Source organism: Pseudomonas sp. KH_040 (assembly GCF_057839305.1).
Map to the genome: position 1 here is coordinate 5,132,721 of NZ_CM174487.1, position 19,952 is coordinate 5,152,672.

Consider the following 19,952-nt stretch of genomic DNA (forward strand, 5'->3'; position numbering starts at 1 on the left):
TGAGCTGATCCGGGGCCGCTTTCTGTCATTTCTGAAAAAGCGGAGCTTCACGGACACTAGCAGTTATGGCCATTGAGGCAAATATGGGCAAAGCCGTCATTGATCGTGTGAATCTTCCTGCCGTGGCGTGGGCTGATCAGACGCGCTATACAATGATCCGACTCTGAGCAAAGGAATCGCCATGATCCACGACACCCTATGGCTGGACGCGAGTGACCGCAGCCGCCTGTTCGTCAATCAATGGCTGCCGGCGGCGCCGTTGAAAGCGGTGATCCTGCTGGCCCACGGCATGGCGGAACACAGCGGCCGCTACGCACGACTGGCCGACACGTTTTGCGACAAAGGATATGGCGTGTATGCGCCGGATTTACGCGGACATGGCAAAACCGCCAATCACGGTACCCTCGGCCACTTCGCCGATGACGATGGCTGGTGCAAAGTGCTCGGCGATCTGGCCAGCCTCAATCAGCACATCGGCCAGCAGCACCCCGGCGTGCCGATCATCCTGCTGGGCCACAGCATGGGCAGTTACATCGCCCAAGGTTATTTGCTGCATCACAGCGCCAGTCTGCACGGAGCGATTCTCAGTGGTTCCAACTTTCAGCCCGTTGCGCTGTACCGCGCTGCGCGGCAGATCGCCCGCCTGGAAAAACTCCGTCAGGGTGGCAAGGGCCGCAGTGCGCTGATCGAATGGCTGTCGTTCGGCTCGTTCAATAACCAATTCAAACCGGTGCGCACACGCTTCGACTGGCTCAGCCGCGATCCGGCGGAGGTCGACTTGTACGCCAACGACCCGCTGTGTGGCTTTCGCTGCACCAATCAACTGTGGATCGACCTGCTCGGCGGCTTGCAGCAGATCAGCAAAGCGTCCAATCTCGCGCAGATCGATCCGGGCCTGCCGCTGCTGGTAATCGGCGGCGAATGTGATCCGGTGAGTGAAGGCAAGCGTCTGACAGATCTGGCCAATGCCTTGCGCACGGCCGGCAGCCAGCACCTGCAACTGAAGATCTACCCGCAGGCGCGGCACGAATTGTTCAACGAAACCAATCGCGACGAAGTGATCGCTGATGTGCTGGCCTGGATCGATCAGGCCCTGAGCCATCCGCGCCCTCAGCGCAGCGAATAATTTTTTGTGGATTCACTGAATCCGTCACAGGAATCGAGACCGATGACCCAGGTTACCAACATCCCTTACGAAGCCCTCGAAGTCGGCCAGACCGCCAGCTACAGCAAGACCGTCGAAGAACGCGATATTCAACTGTTCGCCGCCATGTCCGGCGACCACAACCCGGTGCACCTTGACGCCGAATTTGCCGCCGCGAGCATGTTCAAGGAGCGTATCGCTCACGGTATGTTCAGCGGTGCTTTGATCAGTGCAGCGGTGGCCTGTGAACTGCCTGGGCCGGGCACTATTTATATTGGCCAGCAGATGAGTTTTCAGAAACCGGTGAAGATCGGTGACACGCTGACCGTGCGTCTGGAAATTCTCGAGAAGCTGCCAAAGTTTCGTGTGCGCATTGCCACTCGTGTGTACAACCAGCGCGATGAGTTGGTAGTGGATGGTGAGGCGGAGATTCTGGCGCCGCGCAAGCAGCAGACGGTAACGTTGCCGACGCTGCCGGCGATCAGCATTGGCTGATTGATTTGTGGTGTGTCAGTGAGCGCTTTTCCCCCTCACCCCAGCCCTCTCCCCCTGGGGGGCGAGGGGGAAAGGGAGCCGATCTCGATGCTTTTCAAAACCTGAGTTCACCTCAGATCGTTCAAGTCGGTGTATCTCCCACATTCACCCCAATCAGTCCCTTCTCCCCCAAGGGGCGAGGGGGAAAGGGAGCCGATCTCCGTGGTTTTCAGATCTTGAGTTCGACTGGATATTTCAGGTCGGCGTACCTCGACAGAACACCTGGATCAGTCCCCTCTCCCTCCGGGAGAGGGCTAGGGTGAGGGGCTCTTGCTTTGGCTTTCCCCCAGACATAAAAAAACGCCAGACTCGCTGGCGTTTTTTGTACCCGGCGAACGCTTAAGAGCGAGCACGAGCCTGGTTACGCAGGGCTTTCACTTGGTCGTGGTTGCGTTGTACGCCGTGGTATTGGCGTTCAACCAGATCACGAATACCCACCAGGTTGTGCTTGGTGATTTTCTCGAGGGCTTCTTTGTAGGCCTTCAGTGCGTGGTCTTCACCGCGCTCGGCTTCGTTCAGCACAGCTTCTTCGTCCTTGCCGGTGAACATGGCTTTGACGTCGACCCAACGACGGTGCAGGTCACCGCTGACGCTGGTGGAAGTTTCCGGATCGCCGCCCAGCTTGCGAACTTCGGCCTGCAGTTCTGCTGCAGCGGTTGCGCAATCGGCAGAGCGGGTGACAAACAGGGTTTTCAGTTCTGGATGTTTGATGTCTTCGGCGCAAGTCTTGAACCCTTCCTGACCGTCCTTGCAGGTTTCAATCAGGTCATTGAGTACAGAGATGGCTTCTTTATTCATGTCGGTCATTTTTCAATTCCTTGCGATTGGTTGAAGATGCAAGGGATATTGCAGTGTGCGTGCCAGCTTTTTTATTTATAGAATTCCTTTAATTATCAATTAGTTAAAGATAAGTGAACTATCTGTATCACGGTTATTTGCATGATCTGTCATTTGGCCTGCATGCAGAATGCCTGTATTTTCCAAGCTGATTTGAAGCCAGACGAAATCCCTGATGAATCCCGAAAAACTCGAACTGCTGATCACCCGCGAAATGCCCTTCGGCAAGTACAAGGGCCGAATCATTGCTGACCTCCCGGGGCCGTACCTGAACTGGTTTGCCCGGGAAGGTTTCCCTCACGGCGAACTCGGCGGCCTGCTCGCGCTGATGCAGGAGATCGACCATAACGGCCTCTCGGACTTGCTCGAACCGCTGCGCGCCAAACACGGCAAACCTGCCCCGCGCCATTGAAGCGCCCTCCTCTCTAGAGTCAGCCGACCATGCCCGATAACACCCGCCGTGCCCGTGACGAAGCCTTCTGGCAAACGTTCGCCGACCGTTACGACGTTCAACCCGGTCCCGTGAACCTGGAAAACGGTTACTTCGGGCGCATGTCGCGCACAGTAATCGAGGAATACCAGCGCAATATCGAGCTGATCAACACCAGCAATTCGGTGTACGTGCGCCAGCGTTTCGAGCAGCACGACAACCTCGATATCCGTGCGCAACTGGCCGAGCTGATCGGTGTGCGCGCGCAGAGCGTAGCCTTCACCCGTAACGCCACCGAAGGCCTGCAGTCGCTGATCCGCAACTACAACCGCTTGCAACCGGGCGATCAGGTGCTGATCAGTGATCTGGAATACGACACGGTCAAAGGCGCCATGCGCTGGCTGGCCAGACATCGTGGCGCCGAGGTGATCGAGATTGCCCACGCGCACCCAGCGAGTTACGACAGCCTGGTGGAGACTTACCGCGAAGCGTTCAGCGGCCACCCGAAGATCAAGCTGATGGCCCTGACTCACGTCACTCACCGCACCGGCCTGGTCATGCCGGTACAAGCCATCGCCGCGCTCGCCAAAGAGCATAGCGTCGATGTCATCCTCGACGGCGCCCATGCACTCGGTCAGATCGAGTTCGACCTCGACTCCCTCGGCATCGCGTTCGCCGGATACAACCTGCACAAATGGATCGGTGCCCCGCTCACCCTCGGCTTCCTCTATATCGCACCGCAACGCCTGGCCGACATTGATCCGGATATGGGTGAAATGCATTACCCGGCCAATGATATCCGTGCGCGCACGTCGTACAGCACGCCCAACATTCCAGCACTGATGACCTTGCCGCTGGTGTTCGAGGAGCACCGCTCCCTCGGCGGTGCACCGGCCAAAGGCGCTCGCGTCAATTATCTGCGCAATCTGTGGGTCAGCGCGGTAAGGCACTTGCCGGGCATCGAAGTCATGACGCCAGACGATCCAAGGCTGTATTGCGGCATCACATCGCTGCGTTTCACCCGGCACGACGATCAACAAGCGATGGCGGAGCGCCTGCTCAATGATTACAACCTGTTCACCGTGGTGCGTAACGGCGCCGCCAGCGGACCGAGCATCCGCATTACACCGGGGCTGACCACCACCGCTGGCGACATGCAGTTGCTGGTCCGCGCGCTGAACGAGCTGCGCTAAAACACCGCGCCTGTGGACTTCTCGTAACCTGCAAGGCCGATCTGCGACGACACCGCAAAGGTGTCGACGCCGATCGTCAGGCTGCCGAAGTAGCCGTCCTCAAGACCTTCCCCGCCAATCGCTCGCAACACCAGTCGCGAAGCATCATCCCCCGCCGTTTCACAGCTACAGACATCCGGAAGATGCAGCCGTCCTGCCCAGGCCTCCTGATGTGACTGCGGGTGTTGATCATCACTGGCGATGCACACGGTCATGGCGATGCACGAGGCCCCGCCAGAGTGCTGATCCGGGTAAATACTGGTAAACCGCACGATGCCTTGGCTGTCGGTCGACTGGGCGCCGCACAGGCTGTCGGCGCCGATGTTCTGTTCGATCCGGACCTCGGCGCCAACCACTGGCTCACCGGTCATGGCGTCGACCAGGACCAGACGCAAAATCAGGGGCAGGCCTTCGATGCCGCCACTGATGTTGCGCACCTTGCCTTCGGTTTTGCGCCAATCGAAGCTGCCAGGGATATGAGTGTGCCGTTGCCGAAGAGGCTGATGGGGCAAGTCTGCTGATTGATGGTCGTCCATGAGGCGTTCTCTCTTCCGTAAGATGAACGCAGATTAGCGTCACGCCAACGCGGTTGTGCGGTAACTATGTATCGCGTCGTAACGGTGTCGATGTAGGCGCTGCCGAAGGCTGCGATCTTTTGATGTTGGCGCTCAAGAGCAAGGTCAAAAGATCGCAGCCTCGTTTCACTCGACAGCTCATACATAGCTTCTACACAGCAATTTTCAGGCAAAAAAAAACGGTGCACCGACCAAGCGCACCGTAAAGCCGTAGAACACACAACGAAGTGTCTGGTAACAATCAGTCCAGCAGCGCCAATGCCTCGGCGGTGCATTCCTGAATACGCGCCCAGTCGCCGTTCTTGATCCACTCCGTATCAAGCATCCAGCTACCGCCGACGCACATGACGTTTTTCAACGCCATATAGCTCTTGATGTTGGCCGGGCCGACGCCGCCAGTCGGGCAGAATTTCACTTCGCCGAACGGACCGCCGAGGGCCTTGATTGCCGCCACGCCACCGCTGACCTCAGCCGGGAACAGCTTGAAGCGGCGATAACCCAGACCATAACCTTCCATGATGCCGGAGGCGTTGCTGATGCCCGGCAACAGCGGAATCGGGCTGTCGACGCTGGCTTCCAGCAGGTCACGGGTAATGCCCGGGGTGACGATGAATTGCGAACCGGCCGCTTCGGCAGCAGCCAGCATGTTGCGATCCAGTACGGTGCCGGCACCGGTCATCAGTTCTGGACGCTGGTCGCGCAGGATCTGAATGGCCTTGAGGCCGAACTGCGAACGCAGGGTCACTTCCAGCGCGGTCAGACCACCGGCAGCCAGAGCGTCGGCCAGTGGCAGCACGTCCTGTTCACGAGCGATGGTGATCACCGGCAGGATCCGCGCCTTGGCGCAGAGGCTGTCGATCAGGGCAACTTTGTCCGCCATGGAAACGGTCGGGGATGGGGTTGTCATAGCGGCTGTTCCTTGGCTCATGGGCACCAGTAAATCTCTAACGTAGGTTGCAGAAACGCGCGCACCGGCATGGTGGCGACGTCGTCGGATGCCAGTGCGGCATTCAGGGTGGTCAGTTTCGACTGACCGGAAATCGACAGAATCTTGTGCTTCGCAGAGGCCAGCAGCGCTCGGCTCATGGTCAGACGCTGACGCGGCACGCTCGGCGCCAGCATTGGCCAGCAACGACGCGCGCCATCAGCCTGCAAGGCTTCGGTGAGGTTCGGGCTGTCGGGGAACAGCGACGCGGTGTGACCGTCATCACCCATGCCCAGCACCAGCACGTCAATCGGCGGCAATTCGGCGAGCAATCGATCAGCCTGTTCAGCAGCCTGCTCGACGTTGGCCGCCGCGCTATACAGGCTGAGGAACTGCGCCTTGGCCGCCGGGCCTTTGAGCAAATATTGCTTGAGCAAACCGGCATTGCTGTCGGCGTGTTCAACCGGTACCCAGCGTTCGTCGGCGAGGGTCACGACGACCTTCGACCAGTCCAGATCCTGCTTGGCCAGGTGCTGGAAAAACGCCACCGGGCTACGACCGCCAGACACCACCAGCACCGCGTTGCCGCGTGCCGCAATGGCCTCGCTCAATTGCTTGGCGACGTTCAGCGCCAGACCTTCGGCCAACAGCACCGGGCTCTTGTATTCGTGAGCGTTCACGCCCGCAGGCAGTTGCACATCAGATATCGCCATACCACGACCTCCCGTCCCGCGTGATCAATGCAATGGAGCTCATCGGCCCCCACGACCCGGCCGCATACGGCTTGGGCGCGTCACCGGATTTTTTCCACCCGGCGATCAGCTGGTCACACCATTTCCACGCGGCTTCAATTTCATCTTTACGGACAAACAGGTTCTGATTGCCGTTCATCACTTCCAGCAACAACCGCTCGTAGGCATCGGGGATCCGCGCGCTACGCCAGGTGTCGGAGAAATTCAGTTGCAGCGGCCCGCTGCGCAGTTGCATGCCTTTGTCCAGGCCTTGCTCTTTGGTCATCACACGCAAGGAAATGCCTTCGTCCGGTTGCAGGCGGATGATCAGTTTGTTGCTGATCTGCAGGCGTTGTTCCGGCGCAAAAATGTAGTGCGACGGTTCCTTGAAGTGGATGACGATCTGCGACAGCTTTTGCGGCATGCGTTTGCCGGTACGCAGGTAAAACGGCACGCCGGCCCAGCGCCAGTTGCGGATGTCGGCACGCAGAGCGACGAAGGTTTCGGTGTCGCTCTGGGTGTTGGAATTCGGTTCTTCGAGGTAACCCGGTACGGATTTGCCTTCGCTGTGGCCGGCGATGTACTGGCCGCGCACGACCTGCGTGGTCAGGCCTTCCGGACTGATCGGCGCGAGCGCCTTGAGCACTTTGACTTTCTCGTCACGGATACTGTCGGCGGACAGGTCAGCCGGCGGGTCCATGGCGATCAGGCAGAGCAACTGCAACAGGTGATTCTGGATCATGTCGCGCAGTTGGCCGGCCTTGTCGAAGTAGCCCCAGCGGCCTTCGATGCCAACCTTCTCGGCCACGGTGATTTCCACGTGGGAGATGTAATTCTGGTTCCACTGGGTTTCGAACAGGCTGTTGGCGAAACGCAGGGCGATCAGGTTCTGAACGGTTTCTTTGCCCAGGTAGTGGTCGATGCGGTAGGTGCGGTTTTCCGGGAAGAACTGCGCTACCGCGTCGTTCACCTTGCGCGACGATTCGAGGTCGGAGCCGATCGGTTTTTCCAGCACCACACGGGTATTTTCTGCCAGACCGACTTTCGCCAGGTTCTCGCAGATCGCGCCGTACACCGCTGCCGGCGTGGCGAAGTAGGCAATCATGCGTTGCGCGCTGCCGGCCAGTTCGGCCAGCGCCACATAATCTTCAGATCTGAGGAAGTCGACGTGCAGATAGGTCAGGCGTGCGAGAAAACGCTCGGCGACGGCCTCGTCCAGCTCTTTGCCTACATAACGACGCAGTTCGGCGGCGATGAACGCCATGTGCTGTTGCTCGGAACCTTCTTCACGCGCCAACGCGATGATGCGCGTGTCCTCGTGCAGCAGATCAGCGCCATCGAGGTGATAAAGGGCAGGAAACAGCTTGCGCAGGGCCAGATCGCCAAGCGCGCCGAACAAGGCAAAGGTGCACGGTTCAACCGTAATCGAAGGCATGATGTTTGTTCTTTTATCAAGTTAAGCTACAAATACCTTTTTTCAAGGCATCACTCAAGGGAAAATGTAGTAATAACCACAACATTTTCGCAAAATACAGATTCCGAGTGGTGGTCGGTCGGAGCCATCAGTAGGATAGGCCACCGTTACGGGCCATATCAAAGGCCCAATTTGCATAGCCCGGCGCACCTTTGCGCAGGTGAATTAGGAATTCCATATGGACCGCGTGCGAAATTTACTGGAACAGATCCAGAGTCGCCTTGAAGACCTGAACAAGGCCGAACGCAAAGTCGCCGAGGTGATCCTGCTCAACCCGCAGCAGGCCACCCGCTTCAGCATCGCCGCCCTCGCCCAGGCGGCCTCGGTGAGCGAACCGACGGTCAACCGTTTCTGCCGTTCGTTCGGTGTCAGCGGCTATCCCGAACTCAAGCTGCAACTGGCGCAGAGCCTGGCCAGCGGCGCGGCGTATGTCAGCCGCGCGGTTGAGGCCGACGACAATCCCGAGGCGTACACGCAGAAGATTTTCGGCAGCGCCATCGCGTCGCTGGACAGTGCTTGCCAGGCGCTTGATCCGAACCTGATCAGCCGCGCCGTCGACCTGTTGATTCAGGCGCGACAGATCCACTTCTTCGGCCTTGGTGCTTCGGCACCGGTGGCGCTGGATGCGCAGCACAAGTTCTTCCGCTTCAACCTCGCCGTCACCGCGCACGCCGATGTGTTGATGCAACGGATGATTGCCTCGGTGGCGCACACCGGTGAGTTGTTCGTGATCATCTCCTACACCGGCCGTACCCGTGAGCTGGTCGAAGTGGCGCGCATTGCTCGCGAGAACGGCGCTTCGGTGTTGGGTTTGACGGCGGAGAATTCGCCGCTGGCCAAGGCGAGTACCTTGAGCCTGAATATTCCGTTGCCGGAAGACACCGACATTTATATGCCGATGACGTCGCGGATCATTCAGTTGACGGTGCTGGATGTGTTGGCGACCGGGATGACCTTGCGTCGCGGAGTGGATTTCCAGCCGCATTTGCGCAAGATCAAAGAGAGCTTGAATGCCAGCCGGTATCCGGTGGGTGACGAGTTCAACTAAGGCGCTAAAAGCGAAAGCCAACCCTCACCCCAGCCCTCTCCCGGAGGGAGAGGGAGCCGACCGAGGTGTCTTGCGCTATACATCGACCTGAAACACTGAGTCGATTATGGATTCACCGACATTCGTTCATGTCGGTGCATCTCTCGAATATCCCCCATTCGGTCCCCTCTCCCCCCGGGAGAGGGCTAGGGTGAGGGTATCGGTGTACTTGACACTCTCAAGCCGCCGCCCACGCCTGCAAACTCAAATGCGCCTTCTCCCCCGGCGCCAGATGTAGACTGTCCGTCCCGCCCGCCGCCGCTTCCACGCACACGAACTCGGAAATCTCATCCCACGTCACGCCCAACAACGGCCGCGCTCCCGGATGCCACACCACCGTGTCCGCGCTGTCCCCGGTATCGATGCACAACTCACGCTGCCAGGCGTGATCTTTCAACTGCAATTCGCCGTCGTGCTGGAACACCCGCTGACAGCCGCCATCCACTCGCAACTCACCTTCCTGCTGGCAAACCTGGCGATTCAACTGGTCATAACCCTGCGCCCCTTCGAGCCCAGACAGCGCTATCTCACCGACATCGCCAATACGCCAGTAAGCGTGCAAAGCCTGGCTCAACTGGCACGGCATGTCGTCCTGATGCTCGGTGCTCAGGCGTAATTCCATGCGTTCGCCCAGGTGTGCATGCAAATCAACCTGCCAGTCGCACAGCTGCAATTGCCAATGCAGGCGCACGCCGTCTTCGGCGCTGCTGCTGTCGAGCAACTTCCAGTCGAGCAAGCGCGCCCAACCATGGGACGGCCAGGCGTTTTCGCTCGGATGACGGCCATACCACGGCCAGCACACCGGCACACCACCGCGAATGGCACCCACGTGCGGCCACTTCGCCGCACACCACAACCACGGCTTTTGCCCACGCGGCTGAAAGTGCAGCAACTGCGCGCCCTGACGACTGAACACCGCCTGACACAGCGGGTGATCGATCACCAAGACGTCGCGCATCTGATAGCGCTCCCAGGCGAACACCGGTTGTTCACGCAGGGATTTGAAGAAGCGTTGTAGCGGATGCTCATGCATTGGCCACGGTTCCGAATTCAACTGTCACGGGGATTACTGCCCCTCAAAAAAAAGCGGACAGCCTGGGCTGTCCGCAAATATGCGCACATAGAGAGGAGCTTATCGCAGACGCGTTAGAACGTAGACTGAATTTTCAGGCCAGCGACCAAAGCGTTATCAACTTCATCCACACCACCCGGGTGAGTGATGTACTGCAGGTTAGGACGTACGGTCAGCCAGTTGGTGACGTGGAAGCCGTAGTTGATCTCGTAGTTGTATTCGGTTTCGCGAATTGGCGAGAACACCGGATTGTCGTAGTCCGACACACCGTTGGAAGCGTTCAGCAGCTCGGCGTTTTTCTTCACGTCATCGTTGACGTGGATACGCGCCGCGCCGATACCGACGTCATCCTTCGGACGCGCGTCGAACGGGCCTTTGTAGACGAACATCACCGACTGGTAGTTGTCGATGAAGTTGGTGTCTTTGTCGTGGAACGTGGCGTTGGCCGCGATATTCAGACCGCGAGAAGCATCACCGTTGTGGCTGGTGAGTTGCTGTTGCGCCACGAACCAGTAGCCGCTTTTGCTGCTGTGGGTTTTGTACGCGTCGCCAGTGGTGGCGGCGTCGAAACCGTTGACGTCTTCACGAACGTCGTCGGCATCGGCCGTGCTCTTGTAGTAACCGACGCGGTATTCGCCCGGCAGGCTGTTGACCTTCGGCGACCAGACCAACTCAACCGGCAACACAGTACCTTTGGTGCCGCTGCCGCTGAGTTTGAAGCCGTTGCCGTGTTCCAGCTGCGACGGGTTCTGGTTGTACGCACCGATTTGCGCGTAGAGCTCGTCGTTGATGTTGTACTTCACACGGATCGCGGCCTGGCTGACCGGCCAGTTGTACCAGATGTTGGTTGCCCAGTTACCCACTTGCGAACCGCAGAACGCGAGGTTCTGGAAGTCGCACGGGAAGGTGTTGAAGTCTTCGCCTTCACCGAAGTAACCGGCCTTGACGTCGAGTTTGTTGTCGAAGAACTGGTGCTGAATCCACAACTGGGTCAGACGCACCATGTGGCCACGACCGTAAACTTCTTGCGAGGAGCTCAAGGTGCCGGCACGCGGATCGCCAACGCGGTCGTTGGAGATGTTGTAACCGTTACGGTTGGTCAGCTGGATCTTCGCCTGGGTGTTATCCCAGCCCCAGAGCTTTTGCAGATCGAGTGCCACGCCCAGACCAAACTGGTCAGCGTAACGCGCGGTCTTGTCGTCGTTGTAGCCACCGTTCAGGTTGCCACCGACTTCCCCAACGTAGTCAGCCTTGATGTCGATACCCTGCTCGATCAGCTTGGTACGCTCGCCACCCCAGTCGCCGGTCATCCATTTCGAATCGGAACTGAAGGCATCCGCCGCCATGGCGTTACCGGCCAGCACCAAGGCCGCCGCAGCCGACACTTGGCAGATCAACCGGGCATTGACGTGTTTCTTTTTCATCCCTACATCCTCGTCTTTATTGTTATTAACTGTTTTTATCTAACGCGGTTTACATAAAGTGCGATGGATTACAGGCAATCCACCGCGTGCTCCTTTTGGAATCCAATCCCTGTGGGAGCTGGCTTGCCAGCGATGGCGGTGCTTCAGGCGACATCCATGTTGGATGTGCCGGCCTCATCGCTGGTAAGCCAGCTCCCACATGACCGCATTCCAGCATTGATCTTCAGCGGCCTTTGAATTGCGCCACGTTCGCAGACCGCGCATCGGTCTGTGGTTGGCCGGCAGTGCCGAGGCGCTCACCGGTCTTGGCATCGAACAACAACACTTTCGACGGATCGAATTGCAGCGTCAGGTTCTCGCCCACCTGCGGTGCCACGTCCGGCGCCAGACGGCAGCAGACTTTGGTTTCATTGAGGTTGACGAATACCAGCGTGTCCGGGCCGGTCGGCTCAGTCACCTGCACTTCGGCACGAATGCTTGGCAGGCCATTGCCCTCACCGTTCGCCAACACGATTTGCTCCGGGCGCAGGCCGAGGATCACTTCGCGATCTTCGAGCCCGGCGTCCTGCATGCTCATCGGCAGCTCGCAACGCGCCTGACCGCTGTCGAGCAGCGCCAGCAGACGACCGTCCTTGCGTTGCAGACGCAGCGGAATGAAGTTCATCGGCGGTGAACCGATGAAACTCGCGACGAACAGGTTGGCCGGGTCGTTGTAGATCTCTTTTGGCGTGCCGAACTGCTGAATGATGCCGTCCTTCATCACCGCAACCTTGTCGCCCAGGGTCATCGCTTCGATCTGGTCGTGGGTTACGTAGACCGTGGTGGTTTTCAGGCGCTGGTGCATCAGTTTCATTTCGGTGCGCATCTCGACGCGCAGCTTGGCGTCGAGGTTGGACAGCGGTTCGTCGAACAGATAAATCTTTGGTCGACGTGCCAGTGCACGGCCCATCGCCACACGCTGCTGCTGACCACCGGAAAGCTGACCCGGCTTGCGATTGAGCAGGTGCTCGATCTGCAGCAGCTTGGCCACGCGCGCGACTTCTTCATCGATCGCCGACTGCGGCATCTTGCGAATCTTCAGACCGAACTCAATGTTCTCGCGCACGCTCATGGTCGGGTACAGCGCGTAGGACTGGAACACCATGGCGATGTCGCGATCCTTCGGGCTCATGCCGCTGACGTCTTGATCACCGATCATGATCGCGCCGCCGGTGATGGTTTCCAGACCGGCGATGCAGTTCATCAAGGTCGATTTGCCGCAGCCCGACGGGCCGACGAGGATCAGGAACTCACCGTCCTTGATCGACAGTTCAATGTTCTTCAGGGTGTCCGGCAGGCCGGCACCGTAGGTCTTGTTGACGTTGCGAAGTTCGAGCGTTGCCATGATTACCCCTTGACTGCGCCGGCCGTCAGCCCGCGCACGAAATACTTGCCTGCGACCACATAGACCAGCAGGGTCGGCAGGCCGGCGATCATCGCCGCTGCCATATCAACGTTGTATTCCTTGGCGCCGGTGCTGGTGTTGACCAGGTTGTTCAGCGCCACCGTGATCGGTTGCGAATCACCGCTGGAGAACACCACACCGAACAGGAAGTCGTTCCAGATCTGGGTGAACTGCCAGATCAGGCAAACCATGATGATCGGCGTCGACATCGGCAGAATGATCCGCCGGAAAATGGTGAAGAAACCCGCGCCGTCCAGACGTGCAGCTTTCACCAGCGCATCCGGAATGCTCACGTAGTAGTTACGGAAGAACAGCGTGGTGAACGCCAGACCGTAAACCACGTGGATAAACACCAGGCCGGTGGTGGTGCTTGCCAGGCCCATCTTGCCGAGGGTGAACGAGGCTGGCAGCAGCACGGTCTGGAATGGCAGGAAGCAGCCGAACAACAGCAGACCGAAGAACAGCTGCGAACCACGGAAGCGCCAGAACGACAGCACATAACCGTTCAACGCACCGATGGCGGTGGAGATGATCACGGCCGGAACGGTGATCTTGATCGAGTTCCAGAAGTAACCGTCAACCGTGGCCCAGGCCTTGACCCAGCCAATGCCGCTGACCACGGTCGGCCAGCTCAGCAGGTTGCCGGTGCTGATGTCTTCCGGAGTCTTGAAGCTGGTCAGCAACATGACCACCAGCGGCACCAGATAAAGCAGTACGGCGAGGATCAGCACCGCGTAGATCGCGATGCGACTCAGGCTGATAGCAGGTTTGGCAGCGAGACTAGTCATTGCGTTTGGTCCTCAGCTCGGAATACAGGTAAGGCACGATGATCGCGAGGATCGCACCGAGCATCAGAATCGCACTGGCCGAGCCCATGCCCATCTGGCCGCGACTGAAGGTGAAGGAATACATGAACATCGCGGGCAGGTCGGAGGAGTAACCCGGGCCGCCGGCAGTCATCGCCGCGACCAGGTCGAAGCTCTTGATCGCGATGTGCGCCAGAATCATCACCGCACTGAAGAACACCGGACGCAGGCTTGGCAGCACCACTTTCCAGTAGATCGTCGGCATGCTCGCGCCATCGATCTGCGCGGCACGGATGATCGATTGATCAACGCCACGCAGGCCGGCGAGGAACATCGCCATGATGAAGCCCGAGGCTTGCCACACAGCGGCGATCACCAAGCAGTAAACCACGCGATCGGGGTCAATCAGCCAGTCGAGACGGAAGCCTTCCCAGCCCCAGTCACGCAATAATTTGTCCAGGCCCATGCCCGGGTTGAGCAGCCATTTCCACGCGGTACCGGTAACGATCATCGAGAGCGCCATCGGGTACAGGTAAATGGTGCGGATAAAGCCTTCGCGACGAATACGCTGATCGAGGAACACCGCCAGCAACACGCCAATCACCAAGGTGATGCCGATGAACATACCGCCGAACACCGCGAGGTTTTTGCTCGCGACCCACCAGCGGTCGTTGTCGAACAACCGTGCGTATTGCGCCAGACCGGCCCACTTGTAGTTGGGCAGGAAAGTCGAGGTGGTGAACGACAGCACGAACGTCCACAGGATGTAGCCATAGAAGCCCACCAGCACGATGAACATGCTCGGCGCCAGCACCAGTTTGGGTAGCCAGCGTTGCAATGCATCGAACGGCGAGGCCTTGCTGAACACAGCAACAGAACTCATGGGGAAATCCAGTACGAGAGAAAAGGACTACTTGGGCAACTCGCCCCCTTGTAGGAGTGAGCCTGCTCGCGATTGCGGTGTGTCAGTTGATAAATCTGTTACCTGACCAACTGCTATCGCGAGCAGGCTCACTCCTACCGGGGCCAAGCATTACTTGGCGGACTTGATCGCAGCGCCGAGTTTCTTGGCAGTGTCGGCCGGGTCGGCTTTCGGGTCGTTGATGTAGTTGGTCACGACATCAAAGAACGCGCCTTGCACGGCCAGCGTGGTCGCCATGTTGTGCGCCATGCTTGGTTGCAGGCCGCCGGACTTGGCGTCCGCGAGGAAGTCCTTGGCAGCAGTCTGTGCGCAGGAGTCGAAGCCGAGCTTGTCCATGTTGTTCAACATGTCGTTGCGAACCGGGATCGAGCCTTTGTTGATGCTGAAGACTTTCTGGAAGTTTTCACCCAGCACGACTTTGGCGATGTCCTGCTGACCGGCCGCAGTGCCGGCGTCTTTCTGCTTGAACACGGCCAGCGAGTCGATGTTGTAGGTGAACGCCTTGTCGGTGCCCGGGAAAGCTACGCACTCGTAGTCTTTGCCCGCGACTTTCTTGGCGGCGGTCCATTCGGACTTGGCCCAGTCACCCATGATCTGCATGCCGGCCTTGCCGTTGATGACCTTGGCCGCTTCCAGGTTCCAGTCCTGACCTTTGCCATCGGCGTCCATGTAGGTCGCGACTTTCTTCAGCTCGGTCAGCGCCTTGACCATTTCCGGGCCAGTCAGCGCCGCGTTGTCCAGGTCAACCAAGGCTTTCTTGTAACCATCGACACCCATGACCGAAAGCACTACAGCTTCGAACACGGTGCTGTCCTGCCAAGGCTGACCGCCGTGAGCCAGCGGAATGAAGCCCGCAGCCTTGAGCTTGTCGCCAGCGGCATAGAATTCTTCGAGGGTGGTCGGGTTCTTGGTGATCCCGGCTTTCTTGAACACTTCCGGGTTGATCCACAGCCAGTTCACGCGGTGAATGTTCACCGGCACGGCCACGTAATCACCGTCGTACTTCACGGTATCGGAGACTTTCTTGTCGAGCAGGCTGTCCCACTTTTCCGACTTGGCGACGTCTTTCAAAACGTCGGTGTCGAGCAGGCCAGTGGATGCCCATTCCTGGATGTCCGGGCCTTTGATCTGGGCAACGCCAGGCGGGTTGCCAGCGACTGCGCGGCTTTTCAGCACGGTCATGGCAGTCGCACCGCCACCACCGGCGACAGCGCCGTCTTTCCAGGTGAAACCGTCTTTTTCGACTTGGGCCTTGAGCACATCAACGGCAGCTTTTTCGCCACCGGACGTCCACCAGTGCACGACTTCGACCGAACCTTTGGATTCGGCAGCGGAAACACTGAGAGGCAGAATTGCGAGCGGGAACAGGGAGGCGACAGAAATGACAGTAGCGAGGCGAGAAATCGCATTCATCTGAGATGTACCTTTCTTGTTGTTATGCATGCAAGTCTGGTGCTTGCGCTGCACAGGAGTTTAAACAGGACGTTTCCCTTCGCAGGTAACGAAGGGACGCGCGAATGTCACCACATGGTTACACAGGACTGCTCTGGGATAACTGTGCCAGCGCAGTCGCCATACTGGGCGACAAGGGTAGACGAGGGATCAGCACCGCTTGCCAGGCATGATACAGATCGGGTTTGCCCGGCCAGATATCGGCACTTGGGATGTTTTGCGGATTGAGTTCGTGGTGCCAACTGCCGTCGCAACGGTCGATGAAATTCGTCTCGCAGAATTCCCAGAACAGCCGGTACCAGCTTTCGTATTGCGCATCGCCGGTGCGTTTGAGCAAGGCACTGGCGGCGGCGCTGGCTTCGGCGTGGGTCCAGTGCAAGCGGTGGCGCACTACCGCTTTGTTGTCCCAGTCGAGGGTGTAGACGATGCCTGGCAGACCATCGACGTCCCAACCGTTGCGGCAATTGTTCTCGAACAGTTTTTGCGCATCGGTGGCGAGCCAACCGGGCGTGAGCATACCGGCCTGCACCCGCGCGGCTTCGAGATGGAGCAACAGCCGCGCCCACTCGAAACCGTGACCCGGCGTGGTGCCGTAGGGGCGGAAACCGTCAGCAGGATTGTCGAGGTTGTAGTCACGCAGTGGTTGCCAGTCGCGGTCAAAATGCTCGATGACCATGTAACCGTTGCCGGCAGCGTGACCGTGGATCACCCGCTCGACGATACGTTGCGCGCGCACCAGCCAGCGCGGATCTTCAGTGACATCGGCCAGCGCGAGGAACGCTTCGGTCGCGTGCATGTTGCTGTTGGCGCCGCGATAGGCTTCTTCTTCGCTCCAGTCACGATTGAAGAATTCGCGCATGGCGCCCTCTTCCTCGCTCCAGAAATACGTGTCGATGATGTCGATGGCATCATCCAGCAACGCTTGGGCGCCGGGACGCTGTGCGACCACCGCAGAGCTGGCCGCAAGCGCAACGAAGGCATGCAGGTAGGCGTTCTTGCCGGTGTTGTCATCGCGGTGTTCGGCGACCGCGAACCAGCCGCCATGCAACGCATCACGCAATGGTCCGCGCAGGGCGGCGATGCCGTGATCGACCAGCTCGGCAAAACCCGGCAAGCCCTGAATGTGGGCCATGGCGAAGCTGTGGGTCATGCGCGCGGTGTTCATGGTTTCGGCTTGCGCGTTCGCTGGCAGACGGCCGCGTCCGTCGAGGTTGCCGAAGCCTTCGGGCAGTTTTGATGCCTTGGCGAAATCCAGCAGACGCAGGCCTTCGGCGGCGAGCCATTGCTGATGCGCAGGGGCGTTCAGCCAACTGCTGAAGCCGGGTTGGAAGAGATCCATGGGGGGCCTTTTTTGTTGTTATGACTGCGGGGAGTCTAAACAACGGGTTGGGGTGGGCTTGTAACGAAGGGGGCGGGGTTTGTCACCGATCCGTGACAAAAGAGCCACCCTCACCCCAGCCCTCCCGAAACGTCGGACCGCCCAGAGGGAGAGGGGGCCGACCGAGTGGTGCTGGGTTATCCGCCGACCTGACACATCGAGTCGATTATGGATTCGCTACCGGACTTCCAGGTCGGCGTATCTCTGCAGCATCCCCCGATCAGTCCCCTCTCCCCTTGGGAGAGGGCTAGGGGAGGGAAAGCTTTTGCCTCAATCCGCTGAACGCGGCAACTGCAACGTCACCCGCAACCCACCCTCACGCAAATTCTGCAACGTCACTTCCCCGCCATGGCTGTGGGCAATATTGCGCGCAATGCCCAAACCCAAGCCATATCCCTGCTGCTGCCCCGCCAACCGGAAGTGCGGCTCAAACACCTGCTCCAAGCGCTGCTCCGGCACTCCCGGCCCTTCATCATCAACGTGCAAGACAAACGCGCTGTCATCGTCATCGATATGCAGATGTGCGTTCTGCCCATACTTCAACGCGTTGTCGATCAGATTGCCAATGCAACGCTTCAACGCCAAAGGTTTGCCCGGATACGCCGCCAACGCACGGCCATGCTGAGTCACCCGGCCGTTGCCGTTCGGCGCCAGGTACGGTTCGACCAGACAATCAAGCACATGGTTGAGATCCACCGGTTCGATGTTCTCGTGGATGTCAGTGTCTTTCACGCATTGCAGCGCGCCTTTGACCAACAACTCCAGCTCATCCAGATCGCGGCCGAATTTGGCTTGCAGCTTTTCGTCTTCCAGCAGTTCGACGCGCAAACGCAAACGGGTGATTGGCGTGCGCAGGTCATGGGAAATAGCGCTGAACAACTGGCTGCGCTCAGTCAGGTAGCGGCTGATGCGCTCGCGCATGGTGTTGAAGGCGCGCCCCACTTCCACCACTTCACTGCCACCGCCCTCGGCCACCGGTTCGACGTCGGCACCCAGCGACAGATCCCGTGCGGCACGTGCCAGACGCTTGAGCGGCCGGCTCTGCCAGTGCACCAACAGGCCGATGAACAGCAGCAAAAATCCGCTGGTGAGGACGATGAACCACACTTGTTGCGACGGCAGTCCCTGTTCTTCAAGACTGGTGTACGGCTCGGGCAACAGTGAGGCGATGTACAGCCATTCGCCCGGGGCCATTTGAATCTGCGTGACCAGCACGGGTGGATTGACCGGTTCCAGGGTCAGCGCGTAATGCGCCCACGAACGCGGCAATTCATCGAGTTTCAGCCCGGCGTTGAAGATGCGCAGGTCTTCGGGGCTGACAAAGGTCACCGAGATATCGGTGTCATGGCCCAAGGTCTGGCGCAGCACTTCGTCGACCGCTTTCATCACCGCCGCTTTACGCGGCGTGACCGGCAGTACGTCCATGCCCAGCGGCTTGTCGTTGAGCGTCACGACGAATCGGGTGCCGCCCATGCTGCGCAATTGGTCGAGTACCAACGGCCGATAAGCCACCGGCAACGAGCGGAAATAACTGACGCTGGCGGTCATCGAATGGGCGAGGCTGCGGGCGCTGGTGACCAGACCTTCGAGCTGCGTGGCGCGCAGCTGCGAGACCCAGATCACGCTCGACAAGGTCTGCGCAAACAACACCGCGAGCAACGTCAGCAGCAACATCCGCCCAAGCAGCGAACGCGGTACCGGCACCTTGGCGGCGAGTTTACGCAGCGACTCAGTGAGCATTGCCGGCAACCACGTTGGCTGCCAGTTGGTAGCCGCTGCCGCGCACGGTACGGATCAGCCGTGGCGGTTTCTCGGTGTCGCGCAGACGCTGGCGCAAACGGCTGACGGCCATGTCGACGATGCGATCGAGCGGCATCAGGTCGCGGCCACGGGTGGCGTTGCCGATGGTGTCGCGGTCGAGGATTTCCTGCGGGTGATCGAGGAACAGTTTCAGCAGGGCGAAGTCGGCGCCGGAGAGAATCACTTCCTCGCCGTCCGTGTGAAACAGGCGGTGGCTGACCATGTCCAGCCGCCATTCATCGAAGGCCAGCACGTCGCTGCCACTGCGCTCCTGACCGAATTGCGCACGCCGCAGCAGAGCTTTGATGCGGGCTTGCAGTTCGCGGGGGCTGAAGGGTTTGCCGAGGTAGTCGTCGGCACCGAGTTCGAGACCGATTACGCGATCGGCTTCATCGGAACTGGCGGTGAGCATGATAATCGGCACCTGCGCCTGACGCGGATGCTGACGCACCCAACGGCACAGGCTGAAGCCGTCTTCGTCGGGCAGCATGACATCGAGGATCACCAGATCGCTCGGCGCCTCGTTGAGGGCCTGGCGGAAACTGGCACCGTCGGCGGTGGCCCGCACCTGAAACCCGGCGCGGGTCAGGTAGGTTTCCAGCAACTCGCGTATTTCCTGGTCGTCATCGACCAACAATATCGACTTGTTGACTGAGCTCACTTCGAAGGCATCCTTGTTGTTGGA

General features: G+C 59.3%; 19 protein-coding genes. 5 read left to right on the forward strand and 14 right to left on the reverse strand.

Annotation, left to right across the window (positions count from 1 at the left end):
- Positions 1–181: 181 nt before the first annotated feature.
- Together AC3IUF_RS22870 and AC3IUF_RS22875 are read left to right on the forward strand one after the other, a co-directional pair.
- Positions 182–1,126, forward strand: coding sequence for an alpha/beta hydrolase (locus AC3IUF_RS22870; protein WP_414893481.1), 945 nt, complete (start codon positions 182–184; stop codon positions 1,124–1,126).
- Between the two features lie 42 nt (positions 1,127–1,168).
- Positions 1,169–1,639 carry a MaoC family dehydratase gene (locus AC3IUF_RS22875; RefSeq protein WP_401276775.1) on the forward strand — a complete coding sequence of 157 codons (471 nt, stop codon included), beginning with the start codon at positions 1,169–1,171 and terminating at the stop codon, positions 1,637–1,639.
- A 378-nt stretch (positions 1,640–2,017) separates the two neighbouring features.
- Here the strand turns inward: AC3IUF_RS22875 and AC3IUF_RS22880 are convergent, their stop codons facing one another.
- Positions 2,018–2,485 (reverse strand): ferritin-like domain-containing protein, encoded by a 468-nt coding sequence (locus AC3IUF_RS22880; RefSeq protein WP_007917852.1) that lies wholly within the window; start codon positions 2,483–2,485, stop codon positions 2,018–2,020.
- Positions 2,486–2,690: 205 nt separating this feature from the next.
- Between AC3IUF_RS22880 and AC3IUF_RS22885 the strand changes: the two genes are divergently transcribed.
- A complete protein-coding gene (locus AC3IUF_RS22885) occupies positions 2,691–2,927 on the forward strand; it encodes a DUF3820 family protein (protein ID WP_003227425.1) in 237 nt (78 codons plus the stop codon).
- A gap of 29 nt (positions 2,928–2,956) precedes the next feature.
- Entirely contained in the window at positions 2,957–4,138 is a 1,182-nt protein-coding gene (locus tag AC3IUF_RS22890; RefSeq protein WP_489279376.1) for an aminotransferase class V-fold PLP-dependent enzyme, read from the forward strand.
- Here AC3IUF_RS22890 and AC3IUF_RS22895 read toward each other — a convergent pair.
- The 4 genes from AC3IUF_RS22895 to zwf all read right to left on the reverse strand — a co-directional run bounded on the left by AC3IUF_RS22895 (position 4,135) and on the right by zwf (position 7,843).
- Positions 4,135–4,713, reverse strand: coding sequence for a peptidase associated/transthyretin-like domain-containing protein (locus AC3IUF_RS22895; protein WP_489279378.1), 579 nt, complete (start codon positions 4,711–4,713; stop codon positions 4,135–4,137). The genes AC3IUF_RS22890 and AC3IUF_RS22895 overlap by 4 nt on opposite strands.
- A 280-nt stretch (positions 4,714–4,993) precedes the next feature.
- On the reverse strand, positions 4,994–5,659 hold the full coding sequence (locus AC3IUF_RS22900) for a bifunctional 4-hydroxy-2-oxoglutarate aldolase/2-dehydro-3-deoxy-phosphogluconate aldolase (RefSeq protein WP_489279380.1): 666 nt from the start codon (positions 5,657–5,659) through the stop codon (positions 4,994–4,996).
- A gap of 17 nt (positions 5,660–5,676) precedes the next feature.
- Positions 5,677–6,390 (reverse strand): 6-phosphogluconolactonase, encoded by a 714-nt coding sequence (gene pgl, locus AC3IUF_RS22905; protein WP_007917859.1) that lies wholly within the window; start codon positions 6,388–6,390, stop codon positions 5,677–5,679.
- Positions 6,377–7,843 carry a glucose-6-phosphate dehydrogenase gene (gene zwf / locus AC3IUF_RS22910; RefSeq protein WP_489279382.1) on the reverse strand — a complete coding sequence of 489 codons (1,467 nt, stop codon included), beginning with the start codon at positions 7,841–7,843 and terminating at the stop codon, positions 6,377–6,379. Before zwf ends, pgl begins: the two co-directional genes overlap by 14 nt.
- A gap of 226 nt (positions 7,844–8,069) precedes the next feature.
- Here zwf and AC3IUF_RS22915 point away from each other — a divergent pair, with 226 nt between their 5' ends.
- A complete protein-coding gene (locus AC3IUF_RS22915; protein ID WP_171057240.1) occupies positions 8,070–8,930 on the forward strand; it encodes a MurR/RpiR family transcriptional regulator in 861 nt (286 codons plus the stop codon).
- A gap of 217 nt (positions 8,931–9,147) precedes the next feature.
- Here AC3IUF_RS22915 and AC3IUF_RS22920 read toward each other — a convergent pair whose 3' ends face one another.
- The 9 genes from AC3IUF_RS22920 to AC3IUF_RS22960 form a co-directional block, all read right to left on the reverse strand.
- The gene (locus AC3IUF_RS22920) at positions 9,148–10,002 is read right to left on the reverse strand and encodes a D-hexose-6-phosphate mutarotase (RefSeq protein WP_007917868.1); all 855 of its coding nucleotides are present in this window, start codon (positions 10,000–10,002) and stop codon (positions 9,148–9,150) included.
- Positions 10,003–10,115: 113 nt separating this feature from the next.
- Entirely contained in the window at positions 10,116–11,465 is a 1,350-nt protein-coding gene (locus AC3IUF_RS22925; RefSeq protein ID WP_007917870.1) for a carbohydrate porin, read from the reverse strand.
- 223 nt (positions 11,466–11,688) lie between these two features.
- Entirely contained in the window at positions 11,689–12,849 is a 1,161-nt protein-coding gene (locus AC3IUF_RS22930; RefSeq protein ID WP_007917871.1) for an ABC transporter ATP-binding protein, read from the reverse strand.
- A 2-nt stretch (positions 12,850–12,851) separates the two neighbouring features.
- Positions 12,852–13,697 carry a carbohydrate ABC transporter permease gene (locus AC3IUF_RS22935; RefSeq protein WP_007917872.1) on the reverse strand — a complete coding sequence of 282 codons (846 nt, stop codon included), beginning with the start codon at positions 13,695–13,697 and terminating at the stop codon, positions 12,852–12,854.
- The gene (locus AC3IUF_RS22940; protein ID WP_007917874.1) at positions 13,690–14,598 is read right to left on the reverse strand and encodes a carbohydrate ABC transporter permease; all 909 of its coding nucleotides are present in this window, start codon (positions 14,596–14,598) and stop codon (positions 13,690–13,692) included. Before AC3IUF_RS22940 ends, AC3IUF_RS22935 begins: the two co-directional genes overlap by 8 nt.
- A 150-nt stretch (positions 14,599–14,748) precedes the next feature.
- Positions 14,749–16,050, reverse strand: a complete 1,302-nt coding sequence (locus AC3IUF_RS22945; RefSeq protein WP_007917875.1) for an ABC transporter substrate-binding protein — start codon at positions 16,048–16,050, stop codon at positions 14,749–14,751.
- 118 nt (positions 16,051–16,168) lie between these two features.
- The gene (locus AC3IUF_RS22950) at positions 16,169–17,428 is read right to left on the reverse strand and encodes a D-mannose isomerase (RefSeq protein ID WP_489279385.1); all 1,260 of its coding nucleotides are present in this window, start codon (positions 17,426–17,428) and stop codon (positions 16,169–16,171) included.
- A 309-nt stretch (positions 17,429–17,737) separates the two neighbouring features.
- Positions 17,738–19,207 carry an ATP-binding protein gene (locus AC3IUF_RS22955; RefSeq protein ID WP_007917878.1) on the reverse strand — a complete coding sequence of 490 codons (1,470 nt, stop codon included), beginning with the start codon at positions 19,205–19,207 and terminating at the stop codon, positions 17,738–17,740.
- Positions 19,197–19,928 (reverse strand): response regulator, encoded by a 732-nt coding sequence (locus AC3IUF_RS22960; RefSeq protein ID WP_007917879.1) that lies wholly within the window; start codon positions 19,926–19,928, stop codon positions 19,197–19,199. The genes AC3IUF_RS22955 and AC3IUF_RS22960 overlap by 11 nt, the downstream gene beginning before the upstream one ends.
- Positions 19,929–19,952: the final 24 nt, after the last annotated feature.

Excerpts from the sequence above, each read along its gene's own strand:
- zwf (WP_489279382.1), bottom strand. The coding sequence starts at position 7,843 with ATGCCTTCGATTACGGTTGAACCGTGCACCTTTGCCTTGTTCGGCGCG.
- AC3IUF_RS22870 (WP_414893481.1), top strand. The coding sequence starts at position 182 with ATGATCCACGACACCCTATGGCTGGACGCGAGTGACCGCAGCCGCCTG.
- AC3IUF_RS22940 (WP_007917874.1), bottom strand. The coding sequence starts at position 14,598 with ATGAGTTCTGTTGCTGTGTTCAGCAAGGCCTCGCCGTTCGATGCATTG.
- AC3IUF_RS22890 (WP_489279376.1), top strand. The coding sequence starts at position 2,957 with ATGCCCGATAACACCCGCCGTGCCCGTGACGAAGCCTTCTGGCAAACG.
- AC3IUF_RS22885 (WP_003227425.1), top strand. The coding sequence starts at position 2,691 with ATGAATCCCGAAAAACTCGAACTGCTGATCACCCGCGAAATGCCCTTC.
- pgl (WP_007917859.1), bottom strand. The coding sequence starts at position 6,390 with ATGGCGATATCTGATGTGCAACTGCCTGCGGGCGTGAACGCTCACGAA.
- AC3IUF_RS22875 (WP_401276775.1), top strand. The coding sequence starts at position 1,169 with ATGACCCAGGTTACCAACATCCCTTACGAAGCCCTCGAAGTCGGCCAG.
- AC3IUF_RS22880 (WP_007917852.1), bottom strand. The coding sequence starts at position 2,485 with ATGACCGACATGAATAAAGAAGCCATCTCTGTACTCAATGACCTGATT.
- AC3IUF_RS22895 (WP_489279378.1), bottom strand. The coding sequence starts at position 4,713 with ATGGACGACCATCAATCAGCAGACTTGCCCCATCAGCCTCTTCGGCAA.
- AC3IUF_RS22935 (WP_007917872.1), bottom strand. The coding sequence starts at position 13,697 with ATGACTAGTCTCGCTGCCAAACCTGCTATCAGCCTGAGTCGCATCGCG.
- AC3IUF_RS22930 (WP_007917871.1), bottom strand. The coding sequence starts at position 12,849 with ATGGCAACGCTCGAACTTCGCAACGTCAACAAGACCTACGGTGCCGGC.
- AC3IUF_RS22950 (WP_489279385.1), bottom strand. The coding sequence starts at position 17,428 with ATGGATCTCTTCCAACCCGGCTTCAGCAGTTGGCTGAACGCCCCTGCG.
- AC3IUF_RS22925 (WP_007917870.1), bottom strand. The coding sequence starts at position 11,465 with ATGAAAAAGAAACACGTCAATGCCCGGTTGATCTGCCAAGTGTCGGCT.
- AC3IUF_RS22955 (WP_007917878.1), bottom strand. The coding sequence starts at position 19,207 with ATGCTCACTGAGTCGCTGCGTAAACTCGCCGCCAAGGTGCCGGTACCG.
- AC3IUF_RS22900 (WP_489279380.1), bottom strand. The coding sequence starts at position 5,659 with ATGACAACCCCATCCCCGACCGTTTCCATGGCGGACAAAGTTGCCCTG.
- AC3IUF_RS22920 (WP_007917868.1), bottom strand. The coding sequence starts at position 10,002 with ATGCATGAGCATCCGCTACAACGCTTCTTCAAATCCCTGCGTGAACAA.
- AC3IUF_RS22945 (WP_007917875.1), bottom strand. The coding sequence starts at position 16,050 with ATGAATGCGATTTCTCGCCTCGCTACTGTCATTTCTGTCGCCTCCCTG.